The following is a 17,430-nucleotide window of genomic DNA, read 5'->3' on the forward strand; positions in this document are numbered from 1 at the left end:
TCGCCTCAGTCCTTCTTGGGGCGCCGGACGCGCACGGTCACCTTGGGTCGCCGGGCGAGACGCAAGGACGTCACGGTTTCCCCCAGCGTGGCGTCCAGGTCGGTGCGGACCTCCTCAAGGTCGCGGAAATGTGCCCGCGCCAGGGCTTTGACCTTCCGGCGGCCGACAGTGACCCGTGCCGACTGGACACCGGGTACCTGCATGGCCCGGTCGCGCAGAACCAGGGCGGCCGCACGGCGGTCGAGTCCGGCGCGGACCTCCTCTGTCCCGGGGGCACCGGTGGGCTTCCGCATGGGCAGCAGCCTGCGCAGACCCGGCGTCACCGCCAGCAGGAAGAGCCACAGGCCGAGAGCCATCGCGACCGCGGCCCCGACGATCATCCAGGTGTCGTCCAGCGGCCGTGTGGCCAGCTCCTCGGCGAGCCGCCGCCGCCAGCGCATCGCACTTCGGCCCGCCCGCACCGAGACCACGTCGTACAGGAGCAGTCCCGTGGCCGCGGCGGACAGCAGGGCCACCAGGGCCGCGGGGATCCGCCGTGCCGACCAGAAACGGCGCGCCGACCGGCGTGATCCGTCTCTCGCCTCCGTCGCATCCGCGCCCGGCCCCGGAGAGCCATCGGCGGACGGCACCGCCGGTCCAGGGTCGGAGGAAGGGGCGCTGTCGCCGGTCGGCCGCCGCCAGGTGTGCGCGCTCATCTCACCCTCTTCTGGTCCGTGTGCCGCGTGTGCACCGAGTGCAGCCTCTCGACCGACACCACGAGGTCGGACACCTCCATGCCGGCCCATGTGCTGAGCCGTTCGGTGACCTCCCGGCGCACCGCGGCGCACTGCGCCCCGATGTCGGACGGATAGCCGAGCTCGACGGTGATGCGCACCCGCGCCTCGCCGAGCACCGCCTGCTGTTCGGCGGCGGGTTCGGCGTCTCGTCCCGCGCTGTTCCGCTCCGGTGCCCGCCGCACGGATGTGTTCACGTGTGGCGGCCGGCGGCCGGGTGGTACGTGGCCGGTCGACTCGGTGAACCGGGTCAGCGCCTCGCGCGCCGCCCGGGAAGCGATCTTCGCGACGACCCGGTCGGCGACGGTGATCGCGCCGCGCTCCCCGCGGGGGACGCCCGTACGCCGATCTGCTTCACCGGTCACTGCCGCCAGTCTCCCCGAGTGCGTCGCCGGTCGTCGCGGATCCGCTCCTGCCGGTCCCGGCGGCGGACGAAGTCGCCCGGCTCGAGGTCACCTTCCATGAACCGCCCGACCACGAGACCGAGGACACCCAGCCCCAGCACCAGCACGAAAGCCCAGAAGTCACCGAAATACGCGGCGAAACCCAGCGCCATTCCGGCCATCAAGCCCACCACGGCCCTGCTCATCACGTGCTCCTCACTCAAGCGGGCTGCTCCGCCCCGGCTACCGGATCCGCTGCCGCTCTTCCCCTTCGTCCTCCTCGTCCGGCAGCTTCACGTCGCTGACCATGAGGTTGACTTCCACGACCTCACGACCCGCCATCCGCTCCACCGCGGAGATCACGTTCTCCCGCACCGCACCGGCCACGTCCGTGATCGAGACGCCGTAGTCGACGACGACCTCCAGATCGATGGCCGCCTGCAGCTCTCCGACCTCGACACTGACCCCGCGCGTGACGGATCTGCCGCTGTCGGAGCCAGGCATGCGCTCCCGCATGGATCCCATCGAGCGCGCGAATCCACTGCCCAGGGCATGGATGCCGGGCACGTCCCGTGCCGCCATTCCGGCGATCTTCTCCACCACCACGTCGGCGATGGTCGTCCGGCCGCGCGAACCGGGCGCCTGGCCCTGCCTTACGCCGGTGTTCTCGGTCATCGGGATTCCTCCCTCTGAGGCGCACACAGCACTCACCGGTATGATTAAAGTCATTCTAGTGCATTTCGCCCTAGTTCGGGCTGCGGAGGAGGTGAGGGGACGGTGGCAATCGAGGCGTGGACGCAGGCAGTACGACATCAGCTCGCCCTGGGCAGACTGCTCCCGCTCGGCGGGCCCGACGACGGGACATGGATCACCGAGCAAGCGGCCGTCCGGGACCTCGGGCGCGCGGCCGACGAAATTCCCGGTGTCCGGCTGGAGACCCTGCGCATCGGGTCGGCACCGCACGAGCCCGTGTCCGAGCCGGCTGTCCGTCCGCCGGCCAGCGCGCTACCGCCCGGCCCGCTCAGGATCGAGGCCACCTTCGCGGCATCACTCGGGGAGCCACTGCCTCACACCGCCGACCAGTTGAGGAGCGCACTGCTCAACTGCGCCTCCGAACGGCTCGGCCTGGTCACCGTGACGGCCGACCTGCGGGTGACGGATCTCCTTGAGGGTCCGCAGGCAGTCGTGAAGTCGCGGACCACAGCGGAGCCCATGAGGCCGGCGCCGAAAGCCGCAGCCACAGCCACAGCCACGCGAAGCTCGCCCCCGGTGACCGGAACAGGATCCATGCGGGGGCCCGCCGGGGAGCTCGCGGACGTCGTGACGGGTGTTCCGGGCGTCGCCCGCCTCGCCGCCGTGCCGGGTAGCCGCCCGGTCAAGATGGAGGACCATGACGATCCACCCGGCCGGCACGTCGAGATCCAACTCGCGGTCGCCCCCGGACACCATCCGTTGGCAGTGGCCCGCGCCGTCCGGGACGCCGTAGCCGACGCAGTCATCACCAGCGCCACTGCCACCACGGGCTCGGTTACCGCCGCCGTCCTCATCACAGAAACCGCGGCCTGGCCGCCCGGGCGTCAAGGGCCGCCGGTGCCGAGGTGACGGTGTCTCGACCGCGAATGGCGTCAGCCCCGGTCTGCCCACCCCGCTCCACCGGCTGCAAACGACTCGTGCGGAGCCGCACGGACCTGTACGGACCTGTACGGTCACCGCGCTGAGCGTCCCTCAGCGATCAGCCGGACGCGCATCACCGGCCGGCGTCGTTCGCCATGAAGGCGCCCGTACCTCTCGCTGCAGAAGCCTGCCCCGTCACGGTGTAAGACCTGCCCGGCAGGGCACTCGCAGCCAGACAGGAGGTTTGCACGGCCGCCGGCTGACGAAGCAAACGTCGTCCTCGCTCCGCGGTCGCGCGATGCGCTTCCCGCTGCGGAGGGCAGCGCATTCCCAACTGCGGCCCGGTCCCAGCGGCTCCCCAGGCGGCGCCGAGCCACTGCCTCCTGCGGAGAGAGTCTCATCATGAGCAGCAATCCGACGGTTCGCCCCCTTCTCCCGAAGACGTCAGGCAGCGACTTCGCCCGATTGTCGCGAAAGATCGCTGATGCCGGCCTGCTGGGGCGCCGTCCCGGCTATTACGCACTGCGGATCGCGGGGGTGGCCGCGCTCTACGTCAGTGGGTGGGCCGCCGTCGCACTCGTCGGCGACAGTTGGTGGACCCTGGCGGTCGCCGCCTTTCTGGCCGTGGTCTTCGGCCAGGTCGCCCTACTCGCCCATGACGCGGCCCACCGTCAGGTGTTCCGCCGCCGCCGGGCCAGCGAAGCATCCGGGCGGATCGCCGGCGCCGGCGTCGGGATGAGCTACGGCTGGTGGCAGGACAAGCACACCCGCCACCACGCCAACCCCAACCATGAGGAACTCGACCCCGACCTCGACCCCGACCTGCTGGTCTGGTCCCAGGATCAGGCCCGGGCCGCCAAGGGGCTCCCCCGTCTGATCGGCCGCTGGCAGGCGTTCCTGTTCTTTCCGCTCCTCACCCTGGAGGGGTTCAACCTGCACGTGTCGAGCGTGAAGGCGCTGGCCAACCGCTCGCTCAAACACCGAACTCTCGACGGCACCCTGCTGTTCACGCACTTCGCGCTCTACCTGACCGTCCTGCTGTGGCTGCTGCCGCCCGGCATGGCGATCGCCTTCCTCGCCGTCCACCAGGGCCTGTTCGGCATCTACCTGGGCTCCCTCTTCGCGCCCAACCACAAGGGCATGCCGATCCTGACAGGCGAGGACCGCCCGGACTTCCTGCGCCGCCAAGTGCTCACCTCACGCAACGTGCGCGGCGGCCTGTTCACGGACATCGCACTGGGCGGGCTGAACCATCAGATCGAGCACCACCTGTTCCCCAGCATGCCCAGCCCCAACCTGCGCAAGGCCCGGACCGTCGTGCGGCGCCACTGCCAGGAACTGGGTCTGGACTACGTGGAGACCGGGCTGCTCACCTCCTACCGCCTGGCCCTCGCCAGTCTCCATCAGGCCGGAGCACCGCTCCGGCACGCCCACGTCCGGGCCCAGGAGCGTGCGGCAGCCATCGGCGGCAGTGACGTGTAGCGGAGGGCGCACACCCGCCCGGTCGAGAGCCGTAGGGAGCAACGGGCGTGGCTCGGTCTCACCACAGTCTGGGACACGGCGGGCCCGGCAGTCCTGGCACCAAGCTCCGGGCTCCGCGCTCCGGGAGCTTCGGGAAGCGGGGGCCGCCGGACAGCTCGCACCCGAACCGGGGTCAGCGCTGCGACGCGACCGCCAACTGCTCACCCGGATCGCACGGTTACTGCTAGGGGTGTTTCGAAAGTCCCGCACAGCACCCACGGGACTTTCGAAACACCCCTAGGCCTTCGCTTCCCGCCCGCGCTCCACGACGAGTTGCGCGAATCCGTCGGCCTGGAACTGGAGCCGAGGAAGGTCCAACACCCCTCAACGGCACGGAGGCAGCGGGACCAGCGGAGGCGAGAGCCGGTGCTGACCGCCTACGAGTACCAGGGGCCTGCTGCGACCACAGAGGCAAGATCGGCGCGGTGCCGGTCGGCTTGGAAGCCGCGCACGTGCGCTGGTGGGCCTTCGCGGCCCGGCCGACGTCGACAACGGTCCGCGCCTGTGCTCACCGCACCACAAACTCCTCGACGAACCCGACAACGCGTCGAGCGAGGGCGAACCGCCCTCCTCGTTGTCACTCAGGAGCAATGAGGGCACACGGTCATCTGGGCTCGTGGCCTCCGAGGCCCGTGCTGCGGGAGCAGCACCTCGCGCCATGGGAACGCATCGCCCTTCCGGCCGAGGCCGGGCGCCGCGCCTTGACCGGCACCGCCCGCGCCGGAGCAGGTCGTACGCCGAAGGCCGCCGTACGCCGCCGACCGGCTCGGCGACGACCGCTACCCGTACCCGTGGTACACCATGGGCCGGAGGCAAGGTCGCCGAGTTGATCGAGCCAAGTCGGGGAACCATCGATCGACCGGCGTGTCGGTCTGCCGATGCCCCCGCGGTCTTCGACGAGGGTTTCCATGACTGGAGGGGCGGCGTTGTGGAGGATGTGGGAGACGAGGGGCGGTGGTGGTCGGCGGCCGAGTCGGGTTTCTGGCGGCAGGTCGTCGAGCAGCTGAGTACAGCCCTGATCGTGACGGATCCGGCCGGACGTATCCTCGCGGCCAACCCGACAGCCGAGCGGCTCCTGGGCCGCTCCGCTGCGGCGATGCGCGGAGAGGACGCACACGACCTGCTGCACCGGGACGCGGACGGCGGCACGATCCCCCGGGAGCGGTGCCCCCTGCTGCGGGCCGTGGCCGCGAGGGCCGAGGCACGGGGGGAGGGCGACATCTGTCTGCGCGGTGACGGTCGCCTGGTCGCGATCTCCTGGTCCGCTTCTCCCCTGACGGTCGACGGCGCCTTCATGGGCATGACCGTGCTGGTCACCGACACCGCCGGCGACCGCAGCGCGCGTCGGGAGCGTGCGGCCTATACACGTGCTCTGGAGGACCTCAACGAGCGGCTGACGCTGGTCGCGGAGATCACCGACGTGCTCGGTCAGACGCTGGAGACCGATGAGGCCCTCGCCCGGCTGGGCCGCCTGCTGGTTCCCCGCCTCGCCGACTGGGCGGCGGTGGACCTCCGGGTCGGTTCCGGCCAGGTCCACCGTGTGGCGGCGACGGGTCCCGAGGGCCGGGACGCCGCGCAGGAGGACTGGCGCGAGCGCCTTCCCGAGGCCGGGGAGGAGGACCGCTCCCCTCTGGTCCAGGTGCTGAACGGTGGTGATCCCGTCCTGCAGCGCGAGGCGGACGTGGCCGCACCGGCCGCCTCTGCCCTGGCCGCCGTCCACAGCGGCTTCCTGCGCGCCGCCGGCGCGGCGTCCGCCGTCACGGTGCCGCTGGGCTCCGGGCGGCAGGTCACCGGCGCCCTGACGCTGGTGCGCACGGACCCGGCGCACCCCTTCGACGCCGACGACCTGACAGTGGTGAGCGACATCGGCCGCCGGGTCGGCCTGGTCATCGACAACGCCCGCCGCTTCGGCCGCCAGCGCGCCGTCGCCGAGGCCATGCAGCGCAACCTGCTCGCCCCGCTGCCGCAACCCGGCCGGCTGCGGTTGGCCGCCCGCTACCAGCCCGCTCCGGCCGGCTCGCAGGTCGGGGGCGACTGGTACGACGCGTTCGAGCGGAAGGACGGCACACTCGCGCTGGTCATCGGCGACGTCGTGGGCCACGACCTGACCGCGGCGGCCGGCATGGCGCAACTGCACGGCATCCTGCGCTCACTGGCCTGGGACCGCAGCGGCCCGCCCGGCACCGTCGTCGACCGCCTCGACGACGCCATGCCCGCCATCACCACCGTCCCCATGGCCACTCTCGTCCTCGGCGTGCTCGAAGGCGACCCGCACACCGGTCCGTGGACGCTGCGGTGGACCAGCGCGGGACATCCGCCGCCCCTCCTGCTGACGGGGGACGGACAGGCGCAGTACCTCGAAGCGGGACAGGGACTCCTCCTCGGCGCCCCTCCGGGCACCGGCGGCAGCCGGCCGAGCGCCACGCAGTCCCTGCCGCCGGGTTCCACCCTGCTGCTCTACACCGACGGCCTGATCGAGATCCCCGGCAGCGACCTGGACACCGGCCTCGCCCGTCTGCGCCGCCACGCCCTCGCTCTCGCCCACGAACCGCTGGACACGCTGTGCGACCAGCTGCCCGCTCGCATGCCGCCCGGCAGCACCGACGACGTGGCCCTCCTCGCCCTGCGCCTGCCGTAGCCGTGAGAGCCGTGACGCGGGACGTGGTGCTCAGGCTCTCAGGTGCTCAGGTCTCGAGGACCAGGACGCGGAACGGGCCGAGCGGGGCCGTCCGAGGTGTGTCGCCTTCGATGTACCGCCACCCCCAGGACCGCAACGCGTCGACAGTCCTGTGGTCGGAACGGTTCACCAGCGTGACGCCGACGGCGGCACCGTAATCGGCGAGCAGCCGTTTCTGCAGGCGCCTGGCGAGGTTCCAGGCACGGTCCTGGTTCTGCCTGCGTACGCGGGACGGGACGTGGATCCCGGAGATCACGAAGAGGCGTCCGGAGGCGGCGAGCCGGAGCAGCCGCCCCGGAAGGTATCCGTCGAAGCCCTCCCACCAGGGACCGTCGCCGCGCACGGGGAAACCGTAGGCGCATCCCGTCAGCGCGGTGGTCTCCGCGACCAGCAGCTCGAATCCCGGCCGCCGTACGTCGGCCGCCAGCCGCCGCAGGAAGGCGCCGCGGGCCTGGTTCCACGCCCAGGGGCCGCCGCCGGACGTCTCCGCGTACAGATCGCCCAGCTCCTGCAGATGGTCCTCGATCTGACGCCGGGACAGCGGACGGACACGTTGCCCCTCTCGGGGCGAGGAGCCTCGTTCCGGCCTTGACGGGCTGGGCTTCCCCGTACCCGTACCGCGCCGGTCCGGGCCGGCGGGCCGCCCAGGGAGCTCCGTGGTCGTCGGCGGAAACGGCACGTTCACGATCATGAGGCAAGCCCTGCCCCGGGCACGGGCGGATCCGGCCCGGCGTCGTCGGTCGCCGAGAGCGGCACCGGTGTCGGAGCCGGTGTGCGACATGCCCTCGGTGTCTTCAACCGTACTCCCGGGGCCGCGCCCCCCTTGTGGACCGACGGTGGCCTGGAGGCCGAGGTGGGTACGGCGGTGCGTCCGCTCCCCGTCGGACGGGGGCGCGCGGGAGTACGGTGGACGTACCGAGGGCATGTCGCACACCGGCTCCCGCGCCGGTCTCGTCCTCGGCGAGACACTTCGCCGGAAACCCCGCACAGCGCGGCGGTTTCCGGAGACAGGTCAGCGCGATGGCCTCGGCCTTCGACACGTTCCCCGCCGCCGACGCGTGGCCAGAGCCCGACCCGTGCAGGGCCGTACTGCTGCTCTTCACCACCGGCACCACCGGCACCACTGCGCCACGAACATCACGCGCCCGTGGGACGGCGGGTCCGCTTCTCCCGAGCGCTTCTCGCGTTCGACTATCCGTCAGGCCGTGACCGCCATGGACATCGTCCTCACCATCGCCGCGTTCCTCGTGCTCATCGCCGGCGGAGCGTACGTGATCCGCCGGCTCAACTCCGCACACGGCGAGAGGATCGCCTCGCACTCCTACAGCCGCTTCCTTCCCGGCCGCCCAGCCTCCGCCGACCGCGCCGCCGACAACACCGCGCCGCCCCCACCGCACTCCGCCCCGCCCGCCGCGCACGAGCGTCGTGACCATCGCGACGGCGGCCGGGGACGCTTCCGGCCGCGCCGCCACCGGGACCGGGCCACGCACAACAAGCCGAATCTCGCAGGGCGTTGAGGCCGGGATGCCCCACAGGACAGAGGTCACATCCATGCACGCGTCGCCCCGCCGCAGCCATGGCACCAGTACCGGCACCGGCACCGGTACCGGCAGCACACGCGGCACAGGTGAAGATCCGCCGGCGTACGAGACCGCGGACGGTGACATCCCCGTGGGCGGAGACGGCGATCCCCCCGTAGGCGGACTCGCGGAGGTCCGCATCATCGCCGCCGGCCCCGACATCGCCCAACGGGTGGCGCAGCTGCTGCGCCGGCACTTCCGCTGCGACGAGCCGCGCAGCTACCCCGCGGGCCCCGACGGGCGCGACACCCTGCTCCATCTCACCGTCGACACCGGGCACGTCGCCGACGAACCCTCCGCCGAGTCGCCCTGGCTGACCACCAGCCACACCCAGGCACGGCGCGCCCACACCGACGAGCCGGGCTGACCCCCGGCCCCACCGCAGCACCGGCCGTCGTACGACGGCCGCCCGAGGACAGGAACCGTGACCATGAACCCGCCCACCGGCCCAGGCCCACCGCCCAGGGCCGACGACCGCGCCCCGGCCCGCCCGGAACGCACCTCACCGCGCCCTGCCCGGCTCGCCCTGCGCCCGCCGACCTTCCCGCCCGGTCCGGTGTGCGGCGCCTGGTGGCCCCGTACCGACGACCTGATGACCGAACTGCCCGCGCTCACCGAGGCGTTCGACGCGACGCGAGGACGCGTGTCGCGCATGGCGTCCCACCGCGACACCTGGCCGGCGGCGCCCTGCGACCTGCCGGTGACCGGGCACACGGTGAAGGCCGCGTGGTTCTCGGCCGGTTTCGACCCGCACATGATCCGGCTCTTCTCGTACGGCGTCGGACGCTGGGACCTGCTCGTCGTCCCGCCCCAGACCGATACCGCCACGGCCGCGCGGCTCATGGCCGCGGCAGCCGACCCCGCGCTCCACCTCACCGCGAGCGAGCTCCTGGCGGCCGAGCGACGCCTCCACGCCGAGGACGAGGCCGAACGCGAGCCGGGACGGACGGAGCAGTGGGAAGACGAGGGCGGAGCAACTGAGGCGCCCCCCGCCCCACGCGCTCTCCCATCCCGCAACTGTTACGGTCCGTGACCCCCTTTTCACTTCCCGCCAGGTACGCTGAAGGGACAGGAGGGCACGACGCACACCGGTGACGGACCGGCTTTCACTCCCGGCGCACCACGACACCGGGCGGTTCAGCGCCCGGACAGGTTCCGCGTCAGCGCAGCCTTTGCCGCCCGCCCTCGACACAGATGTCGTGGCACCGCGTATCCGCAGGCGACCGGCACGCAGCCGGAACGCCACCCCATCCACCAGCGGCGTAGGAGAGCGTGGCCTCACCTGACACCCGCCCCTCCACGTCACCACGGCAGCCGAGCACCCGGCCGCGCCTCCCCCGGCCTCTCGTCTCGGCCCGGTAGAGGAACTTCCTTCACCGAGGCCGAGGAGCCCCCGTCATGCCGTTCGATTCTTCCGCCACCGTTCCCTCACCGGCAGAGGCCCCGCCGGGCCCCGCCCGCCCGCCTCATGCCTACGACGCAACGGTGCCCTTCCCGTCCGACGGCCCGGCGCCCGCCCGCAGCGGCGCCGAGCGCGTGTACGTGGCGGTGACGGCGGCGATCGTCGTCCTGCCGTTCCTGGCGCTCGGCGCGGCGGGCTGGTGGCTGTGGGGAAGCCTCATCCGTCCCGCCGACATCGTCCTCGCGCTGGTGTTCTACGCGGTCACGGGCCTCGGCGTCACCGTCGGCTTCCACCGCGGCCTGACCCACGGCGGCTACCGGGCGGTCCGGCCGGTGCGCATCGCACTCGCGGTGGCCGGGTCGATGAGCTTCCAGGGCGACGTGATCAGCTGGGTCGCCACGCACCGCCGCCACCACGCCTTCACGGACCGGCCCGGCGACCCGCACTCCCCGTACCGCTACGGCACCCAGCTGCGCGGCCAGTTGCGCGGACTGCTGGACGCCCACGTCGGCTGGCTGTTCCGCAACGACCCCACGCCCGCCGAGCGGTACGCCCCCGACCTGCTGGCCGACCGCGACATACGCGCTGTCGCCCGCGCCTTCCCGGCCCTGTCCGTCCTCACGCTCGCACTGCCGTTCGCGATCGGCTGGGCGATCGGCGGCACCTGGGTCCACGCGCTGACCGCCGCGCTGTGGGCAGGGCTCGTCCGCATCGCCCTGCTCCACCACGTGACGTGGAGCGTCAACTCCCTGTGCCATGTGCTGGGCAAGCGCCCCTTCCGTACCCGGCGCCACGACCGGGCCACCAACCTGTGGCCGCTGGCCCTGCTCTCCTTCGGCGAGAGCTGGCACAACCTCCACCATGCCGACCCCACCAGCGCCCGGCACGGCGTCGACCGGGGCCAGATCGACCCGTCGGCCGCCGTCATCCGCCTCCTCGAACACCTCGGCTGGGTGCACGACGTGCGCTGGCCCACGTCGGACCGGCTCGCCGCCCGCCGGGCCTGACCCGAACCAGCCGCTCTCCACAACCCGTCGAAGGAAACACCATGATCACCACAGCGCCACCCTCACTGCCCTCACTGCCCTCACTGCCCTCACCGCCCACCCGCCCTCTCCTCCGCCTTCGCCTCGCGCCCCACAGCGCGCTGTCACGTCGCCTCGACGGCGTGTGGTGGCCGCATTCCTACGACCTCCTGGCAGAGCTTCCGCAGTTGCTCGCCGCTTTGCCGCGCGCCTGGGGGCACATCTCCGGAGTCACGGTGAACGGAGCGGCCTGGTCCGCGGCTCCTGGCCGGATGCTCGTCGCCAACCAGGTCGTACGGCTACGGAAGACGGTCGCAGTGCACGTCCCGGACACCGTTGTCCTGCTCGCCCCCGGCCACGGCCGCTGGGACCTGCTGGTCGTGCCGCCCGGCACCACCGAGGAGGCGGCCGAGCCGATCATTGCCGCCGCGCTCAGCGACCGCGCCTGACCCGGCAGGAGTAGCGTGGACGCGAGGAGGGCCCCGAACAGGCAGGTGAGCACGATGCCCGATCCCGACTCTGCGCCTCCGGCAGGAATTCTGGCGGACGGTGCGCACGAATCCGTGCGTCCCGGAACGGCACTCCTGCGGCTCACCACCACTCACGAACGCCGGAGCATCCTCGACGGCGCGTGGTGGCCCCGTTCCAGGGATCTCACCGCCGAACTGCCCGGTCTGATCAGCGCACTGACCGAGCGCCTCGGGCCGATCACACGGATCGGCCTGGACTCCGCGGCCTGGGACGAGATACCGACACGGATGACCGTCGACGACCGTGTGGTGCACATCGACGTCTTCTCCGTGGGCGACGACACCGCGCTCGTGACCCGAGGGGACCAGGACCACTTCTCCCTGCTCGTGGTCCCACCCGACACGCCCCCCGAGGCGGCCCGGGCCGCGATGACCGAAGCGGTCCGATCCGGCAGCCCCAAGCAGGCCGAGCAGATCCTGATCGACACCAGCCTTTGACACCAGCTCAGATGCGGCAACAGACCGCCAAGGTGGCCTTGTCCTGCCTACGCGTGTCGGCAGGGCCCGGTCAGCGGCGCTCGCCTGACACACCCGCCGACAGCTTCTCCTGGACGACTCTCCGGATACGCATGAGCGAAGGCACCCGGCCGGCCCGTGCGTCGTCGGCGCGCGAGCGGAGAGGCAACAGTTCCCCGCGGCCCGCGAACACGTCTGCCGGATGTCGTGCCCTTGGCGCGCCCGTAAGCACGGAGAACCACGGTCGATCACGGTGCGATCCGGGCTGACGGCACGGAGATTCAAACCGCGTAGACGCAGGTCAGACACCATGCACCCCCACGAGCGCCGTCGCGTCGGGCCCCCTGTCCCTGGTGGCAGCGCGCGCCTTCCGCACGGTCGCATCCAGCCCGGCGGCCACCACCTCCTGCCGCTCGTCGTCGGAGTGCTGGTAGATCAGCGCCGCCTTCTCCGAGGACTGCCCGGCGCGAACCCGGTGTCCTTGAGCGTGGCCCCGGAGCGCGTGGAGAGCGTGGGCGAAGCGCCAGTGCGAGAGGACGAGGACGGTGTGCGGGGCCGGGAGGGGGTGGCCGGCCAAGGCCGCGCGTTCGCGGGTGAGTGCTTCGTTGTGGTCGGCGCGTTCCTGGCGGGGGGCGCCGAGGGTGACGGAGCAGGCGCGGGTTTGGTGGAGAAGTGGCCGCGGAAGCCGAGGCGGTTGCGGAGACGACCGTCTCCGCGTTCACCATCCTCGTCACCCACTCCACAGCACTCGTCACCCGCTCCGCGACAAGGGCCCAGGTCATCGACCCGGGCCTTTTCCGCTGTCCGCTGTGATCACGAACTCACGCCGTCCGTCGCTGCCACGGCTCGACGGACGACATGAGGAATCAATGGTGGTGCCCACATGATCAGGACGAGGACCTGCACCTTCGGCCGATGTGCGGCCTCGGTGGCGGCAATCGTCGAGACGTACTCCCACTGTCCGTCCGTTCGTAATTCCTCCGTGCGCCGGTTCTTCGAGTGCCGGGAGCCGGGAGGCTAATGTTGTGCAGTTTCTTGACGATGGCAAGCCAAGCGCCTAAGTTCACGGTGTCCTTCCCCCGGTCAAGGGAGACCGCGATGCCCACGTCCCCCGTCGCATCACCGCCCACGGCCCGCGAACGAACCCGACAACTGCGCCGGGTCGCCCTCTCCGGGCTGCTCGGCACCGCCGTCGAGTTCTACGACTTCCTCGTCTACGGCACCGTCGCCGCGCTCGTCTTCGGCGAACTGTTCTTCCCCGGCGCCGACCCAGCCGTCGGCACCATCGCCGCCTTCGGCACCTTCGCCGCCGGCTATGTCGCCCGCCCCCTCGGCGGCATCCTCTTCGGGCACTTCGGCGACCGGCTCGGCCGCAAGTCCATGCTGCTGCTCACGATGGGCCTCATGGGCGCCGCCAGCTTCCTCATCGGCCTGCTGCCCACGTACGACACCATCGGCGTCTGGGCGCCGGTCCTGCTGATCACCCTGCGCGTCGTGCAGGGCATCGCCATCGGCGGTGAGTGGGGCGGTGCCACCCTGATGGTCGTCGAGCACGCCGGAGAACGGCGGCGTGGCCTGTGGTCCAGTTTCACGCAGATGGGAGCCCCGCTCGGCTCCCTGATCTCCGCCGCCGTCGTCGCGCTCGTCGTCACGCTGCCCAAGGACGAGTTCGCGGCCTGGGGCTGGCGCGTGCCGTTCCTGCTGAGCGTGGTGCTGCTCGGAGTCGGGCTCTTCGTACGGCTCAGGGTCGTCGAAAGCCCCCTCTTCGCCGAGGTGAAAAAGGATCACGCCGAGTCGCGGCTGCCGATCCTCGACGTGCTGCGGCATCCGCGTCCCGTGCTGCTGGCGTGCTGCGTCGGCATCGGCGCCTTCACCGCCCAGTCCCTGCTGACCAGCTACCTGATCTCGTACGCCACCGACATCGGATACGCGCGCCCGCAGGTGCTCACCGCCCTCACGGTCTCCGCCGCCGTCGCCCTGGTCGTGCTGCCCTGCGCCTCCGCGCTCTCCGACCGGATCGGCCGCCGCCCGGTCGTCCTCACCGGCGCCCTCGCCTCGGCGGCGCTCGCCTTCCCGGTCCTGGCGTTGGTCGACTCGAAGTCGCCGGGACTGCTGATTCTCGCCGTCGTCCTCGGCCATGGCATCGCCCAGTCCACGATGTACGGCCCCCTGGGCGCCCTCTTCAGCGAGATGTTCGGCACCCGGGTCCGCTACACCGGCGCCTCCCTCGGCTACCAGGGCGCCACCCTCATCGGCGCCGGCTTCTCCCCGATGATCGCCGGCAGCCTGGTGGCCGGGAGCGGGAGCGGCACACCCGTCGCCCTGCTGCTCTGCGGCGGCTCCCTCATCACCGCGCTGACCGTCTGCTTCGTACGCGAGACCAGCAAGGCGTCACTCGCCGAAGCCACCGAACGCCCCACCGCCCCCCACACCGAGGAGATCTCCGTATGACGACCGGCGCCCGCACCCGCGTCCGTACCGCCCGTCGCACCGCCTGCGCGGCGGCGCTCCTGCTCGCCGCGACCGCGCTGCCCACCTCGACCGTGGCGGCCGCCGCGGACACGAGCCACATCGAGGGCACCCTCGCCTCGGGCGCGACGTACATGATGGACGTGCCCGCATCCTGGAACGGCACCGTCCTGCTCTTCAGCCACGGCTACAACGCCGGCCCGGCCAACCCCGCCCAGGACGCCCCGGACGCCGCCACGAAGGCCCTCCTGCTGGAGAAGGGCTACGCGCTCATCGGTTCCTCGTACGCCACGACGGGCTGGGCGGTCGCCGACGCCGTGCCCGACCAGGTCGCCACCCTGTCCGCCTTCACCGACCGCTTCGGCGCGGCCGATCGCACCATCGCGTGGGGCAGGTCGTACGGCGGGCTGGTCACCACCGCCATCGCCGAGCGGCACCCGGACCGCATCGACGGTTCCCTGTCCATGTGTGGCCTGGTCCACGGCGGTGTCGCCAACTGGAACAACACCCTCGACCCCGTCTTCGCCGTCAAGACGCTCCTCGCACCCGACTCCGACATCCCGCTGACCGACCTGGCGGACCAGGCGGCCGCCACCAGTGCGGCGGGCGCCCTGACGTCCGCGGTCGACTCGGCGCAGTCGACGCCCCAAGGCCGCGCCCGGATCGCGCTGGCCGCGGCGCTGCACAACATCCCGGGTTGGAACCAGCCGACCCAGACCCGGCCCGCCGCGACCGACTGGGACGCCCAGCAGGCCAACCAGTACAGCGCCGTCAAGGGCCTGTTGCAGGCCGGCTTCAACCGACGGCAGGAGGCCGAGGTCCGGGCGGGCGGCAACATGTCCTGGAACACCGGCGTCGACTACGCGAAGCTGCTCGGCCAGTCCTCGGTCCGCAAGGAGGTCACCGAGCTGTACAAGAAGGCCGGGCTCTCCCTGAAGGCCGACCTCGCCACCCTCAACCGCGCCCCGCGCGTCAGCGCCGACCCGGACGCCGTCGAGTGGATGAGCCGCACCAGCTCCTTCACCGGCGAGCTGACCAAGCCGCAGCTCACCATCCACACCATCGGCGACGCCCTCGTCCCGGTCCAGACCGAGAGTGCCCTGCGCCGGGCCGTCACCGCCGCCGGGTCGGCGTCCCTGCTGCGCCAGGCGTACGTCGACAACGCCGGGCACTGCACCTTCAGCCCCGCTGAGCAGCTCGCCGCCCTGCACACCCTGGAGGACCGCCTCACCACCGGCAAGTGGCAGGCAACCGACCCCGGTTCCCTCAACTCCCGTGCCGCAGCGGCCGATTCCACGACCCCCGCCCGCTACGTCGCGTACCGCCCCAGCCCGTACCTGCGGCCCTACGACCTTGCCCACCCCGCCGACGGCCGGTGATGCGGTACGGCCGCCTGCCGCATCGTCGGACGGCGGCCGTACGCTGGCCACCGTGGAGGACTACGACATCCTGGACACCCCGGACAGCGACACCTCGGACGGCCCGCAGCCGCGCCCGCAGTCGCTCATGCTCGCCTTCTTCGGCAATCACGTGCTGGAGGAGGGCGACCGTGATCTGTGTGTCTACTCGGGCAGCATCATCGACGTACTCGGCCGCGTCGGCGTCGGTGAACAGGCCGTACGTTCCACGCTGACCCGCATGGTCAATCGCGGGCTGCTGCGGCGCCAACGCGAGGGCCGCAGGATGTACTTCGGCCTCACCCCGCAGGCGACCCGTGTCCTCATGGACGGCCGCACCCGCATCTGGAAGCAGGGCGCCGTCAACGACGACTGGGACGGCACCTGGACCCTCCTCGGGTTCTCCCTCCCCGACTCCTGGAAGCGCCAGCGGCACGACCTGCGCTCCCGGCTCGCCTGGTCCGGGTTCGGCACCCTGTACAGCGGGCTGTGGATCGCCCCCGGGAACGTCGACATCGCCGGTGCCGTCGCGGAGCTCGGACTCACCGACCACGTCAAGATCTTCCACGCCCGAGCCGACGTGGCCACCGACATCGGATCGATGATCCGCGACACCTGGGACCTGGACGGCATCGCCGCCCGCTACGTCACCTTCGACAAGCGCTGGACCGCCCACCTGAACGCCGGGGCCGGAGAGGACCCGATCGGGACCCGGCTGCGGCTGGTCAGCGAATGGATCTGGACCATCCGTACGGACCCCAGGCTTCCCGCTCGGCACCTTCCCCCCGACTGGCCGGCTCACGCCGCCCAGAGAACCTTCAGACGTGTCGCGCAAGAGACCGAGGCACCCGCACTGCGCATGGCCCGCGAACTGCTGGAGACCGTCCCACTGCGGTAGGCGTGGCTCACTGTGGCGGCGGTGCGTCTGTCCGGGCCGAGCGCCCGAGAGGCAAGGGTCATCGACCTCGGCACGGAGCAGGCGACCCACCACGGCCGGCAGGAGCCGCATCCCGTGGCCGCAACCCTGATCCCCGATGGCGGCGTGCCGAGCAATACACCAACGAGCCGCAGGCGCCGCTCCACACCAGCCTCACCGACCGGGCAACGCACCGAATGCGCCCAGCTCGTCAACGCGTTGGCCGCCCTCGCCGCCCCCCCTGACCGGACGTCGAGAACACCAACGGACCACTGAGCCGGGCCGGTCTCACCACCCACCCCAGACGCCAACCCGAGCCACATCCGACCCGGACAGCACCGCAGCGCCGGAACCGTCGACCTCGGGGTGGCCGCCACGGCCGCGGGGCCGAGCACCGACCCCGCTGAGGATGCCGCGACATCGTGATCCGCAGCAGGGCAACTTCCGCACCGCAAGCGCCGTCGCTTCCCAAGCTGAGAGCGCGAGTTCGATTCTCGTCACCCCCACCCCGCAGAACCCCAGGTCAGTGAACAGAGGGCACGAGTGCTGGGCCGGGCGCCACGCCCTCACCGCTCCCACCATCGAAACGCGCCGCTGACCTGGGGCCCCGTGGGACGCATCGCCACCTTCCAGCGCGAGAAGCCCTCAGCCTGCTGTTCCCTCGAAGCAAGGCTGATCGGCTTTCCC

The 17,430-nt window shown here is 71.7% G+C and carries 18 protein-coding genes and 3 pseudogenes; 14 read left to right on the top strand and 7 right to left on the bottom strand.

The features are described 5' to 3' along the window. Positions 1-5: 5 nt before the first annotated feature. The 4 genes from ACZ52C_RS10060 to ACZ52C_RS10075 are packed head-to-tail and all read right to left on the bottom strand — an operon-like array spanning position 6 to position 1,831. Positions 6-695: a DUF6286 domain-containing protein gene (locus tag ACZ52C_RS10060; RefSeq protein WP_469074268.1), complete on the bottom strand. Its 690-nt coding sequence runs from the start codon at positions 693-695 to the stop codon at positions 6-8. Further along, positions 692-1,138, bottom strand: coding sequence for an Asp23/Gls24 family envelope stress response protein (locus tag ACZ52C_RS10065; RefSeq protein WP_469074269.1), 447 nt, complete (start codon positions 1,136-1,138; stop codon positions 692-694). Before ACZ52C_RS10065 ends, ACZ52C_RS10060 begins: the two co-directional genes overlap by 4 nt. Further along, a complete protein-coding gene (locus tag ACZ52C_RS10070) occupies positions 1,135-1,362 on the bottom strand; it encodes a hypothetical protein (RefSeq protein ID WP_045558792.1) in 228 nt (75 codons plus the stop codon). Before ACZ52C_RS10070 ends, ACZ52C_RS10065 begins: the two co-directional genes overlap by 4 nt. A gap of 37 nt (positions 1,363-1,399) precedes the next feature. After that, positions 1,400-1,831, bottom strand: a complete 432-nt coding sequence (locus ACZ52C_RS10075; RefSeq protein ID WP_469074270.1) for an Asp23/Gls24 family envelope stress response protein — start codon at positions 1,829-1,831, stop codon at positions 1,400-1,402. A 102-nt stretch (positions 1,832-1,933) separates the two neighbouring features. Here ACZ52C_RS10075 and ACZ52C_RS10080 point away from each other — a divergent pair, with 102 nt between their 5' ends. The 4 genes and pseudogenes from ACZ52C_RS10080 to ACZ52C_RS10095 all read left to right on the top strand — a co-directional run bounded on the left by ACZ52C_RS10080 (position 1,934) and on the right by ACZ52C_RS10095 (position 6,929). Next, positions 1,934-2,758 (top strand): hypothetical protein, encoded by an 825-nt coding sequence (locus ACZ52C_RS10080; protein ID WP_469074271.1) that lies wholly within the window; start codon positions 1,934-1,936, stop codon positions 2,756-2,758. Positions 2,759-3,172: 414 nt separating this feature from the next. Further along, positions 3,173-4,252, top strand: coding sequence for a fatty acid desaturase family protein (locus ACZ52C_RS10085; RefSeq protein ID WP_469074272.1), 1,080 nt, complete (start codon positions 3,173-3,175; stop codon positions 4,250-4,252). A gap of 103 nt (positions 4,253-4,355) precedes the next feature. After that, positions 4,356-4,826, top strand: a pseudogene (locus tag ACZ52C_RS10090) (hypothetical protein); the annotation flags it as partial. Positions 4,827-5,219: 393 nt separating this feature from the next. After that, positions 5,220-6,929: a SpoIIE family protein phosphatase gene (locus ACZ52C_RS10095; protein ID WP_469074781.1), complete on the top strand. Its 1,710-nt coding sequence runs from the start codon at positions 5,220-5,222 to the stop codon at positions 6,927-6,929. 46 nt (positions 6,930-6,975) lie between these two features. Here ACZ52C_RS10095 and ACZ52C_RS10100 read toward each other — a convergent pair whose 3' ends face one another. Further along, positions 6,976-7,647, bottom strand: a complete 672-nt coding sequence (locus ACZ52C_RS10100) for a hypothetical protein (protein ID WP_469074273.1) — start codon at positions 7,645-7,647, stop codon at positions 6,976-6,978. Positions 7,648-8,182: 535 nt separating this feature from the next. On the opposite strand from ACZ52C_RS10100, the gene ACZ52C_RS10105 reads away from it, so the two are divergent. The 6 genes from ACZ52C_RS10105 to ACZ52C_RS10130 all read left to right on the top strand — a co-directional run bounded on the left by ACZ52C_RS10105 (position 8,183) and on the right by ACZ52C_RS10130 (position 11,943). After that, positions 8,183-8,485 (top strand): hypothetical protein, encoded by a 303-nt coding sequence (locus ACZ52C_RS10105; RefSeq protein WP_469074782.1) that lies wholly within the window; start codon positions 8,183-8,185, stop codon positions 8,483-8,485. A gap of 34 nt (positions 8,486-8,519) precedes the next feature. Further along, positions 8,520-8,915: a hypothetical protein gene (locus ACZ52C_RS10110; RefSeq protein ID WP_469074274.1), complete on the top strand. Its 396-nt coding sequence runs from the start codon at positions 8,520-8,522 to the stop codon at positions 8,913-8,915. A 63-nt stretch (positions 8,916-8,978) separates the two neighbouring features. Beyond that, positions 8,979-9,581, top strand: coding sequence for a DUF5994 family protein (locus ACZ52C_RS10115; protein WP_469074275.1), 603 nt, complete (start codon positions 8,979-8,981; stop codon positions 9,579-9,581). A 365-nt stretch (positions 9,582-9,946) separates the two neighbouring features. Next, a complete protein-coding gene (locus tag ACZ52C_RS10120; protein WP_469074276.1) occupies positions 9,947-10,957 on the top strand; it encodes an acyl-CoA desaturase in 1,011 nt (336 codons plus the stop codon). Between the two features lie 41 nt (positions 10,958-10,998). Further along, the gene (locus ACZ52C_RS10125) at positions 10,999-11,424 is read left to right on the top strand and encodes a DUF5994 family protein (RefSeq protein ID WP_469074277.1); all 426 of its coding nucleotides are present in this window, start codon (positions 10,999-11,001) and stop codon (positions 11,422-11,424) included. A 54-nt stretch (positions 11,425-11,478) separates the two neighbouring features. After that, positions 11,479-11,943: a DUF5994 family protein gene (locus ACZ52C_RS10130; protein WP_469074278.1), complete on the top strand. Its 465-nt coding sequence runs from the start codon at positions 11,479-11,481 to the stop codon at positions 11,941-11,943. Between the two features lie 319 nt (positions 11,944-12,262). Here the strand turns inward: ACZ52C_RS10130 and ACZ52C_RS10135 are convergent. Together ACZ52C_RS10135 and ACZ52C_RS10140 are read right to left on the bottom strand one after the other, a co-directional pair. Continuing rightward, positions 12,263-12,474: pseudogene (locus tag ACZ52C_RS10135) on the bottom strand (tyrosine-type recombinase/integrase); the annotation flags it as partial. A 1-nt stretch (position 12,475) separates the two neighbouring features. Beyond that, a pseudogene (locus tag ACZ52C_RS10140) lies at positions 12,476-12,681 on the bottom strand (replication initiator); the annotation flags it as partial. On the opposite strand from ACZ52C_RS10140, the gene ACZ52C_RS10145 reads away from it, so the two are divergent. From ACZ52C_RS10145 to ACZ52C_RS10160, 4 genes are all read left to right on the top strand, one after another. Beyond that, a complete protein-coding gene (locus ACZ52C_RS10145; protein ID WP_469074813.1) occupies positions 12,634-12,774 on the top strand; it encodes a hypothetical protein in 141 nt (46 codons plus the stop codon). The pseudogene ACZ52C_RS10140 and the gene ACZ52C_RS10145 overlap by 48 nt on opposite strands. A 285-nt stretch (positions 12,775-13,059) precedes the next feature. After that, the gene (locus tag ACZ52C_RS10150; protein WP_469074279.1) at positions 13,060-14,412 is read left to right on the top strand and encodes an MFS transporter; all 1,353 of its coding nucleotides are present in this window, start codon (positions 13,060-13,062) and stop codon (positions 14,410-14,412) included. Beyond that, a complete protein-coding gene (locus tag ACZ52C_RS10155) occupies positions 14,409-15,809 on the top strand; it encodes an alpha/beta hydrolase family protein (protein ID WP_469074280.1) in 1,401 nt (466 codons plus the stop codon). The genes ACZ52C_RS10150 and ACZ52C_RS10155 overlap by 4 nt, the downstream gene beginning before the upstream one ends. Positions 15,810-15,861: 52 nt before the next feature. Then, positions 15,862-16,725: a PaaX family transcriptional regulator gene (locus ACZ52C_RS10160; RefSeq protein ID WP_469074281.1), complete on the top strand. Its 864-nt coding sequence runs from the start codon at positions 15,862-15,864 to the stop codon at positions 16,723-16,725. The last annotated feature ends 705 nt before the right edge of the window (positions 16,726-17,430 follow it).

Source organism: Streptomyces sp. NPDC034049 (genome assembly GCF_055575575.1).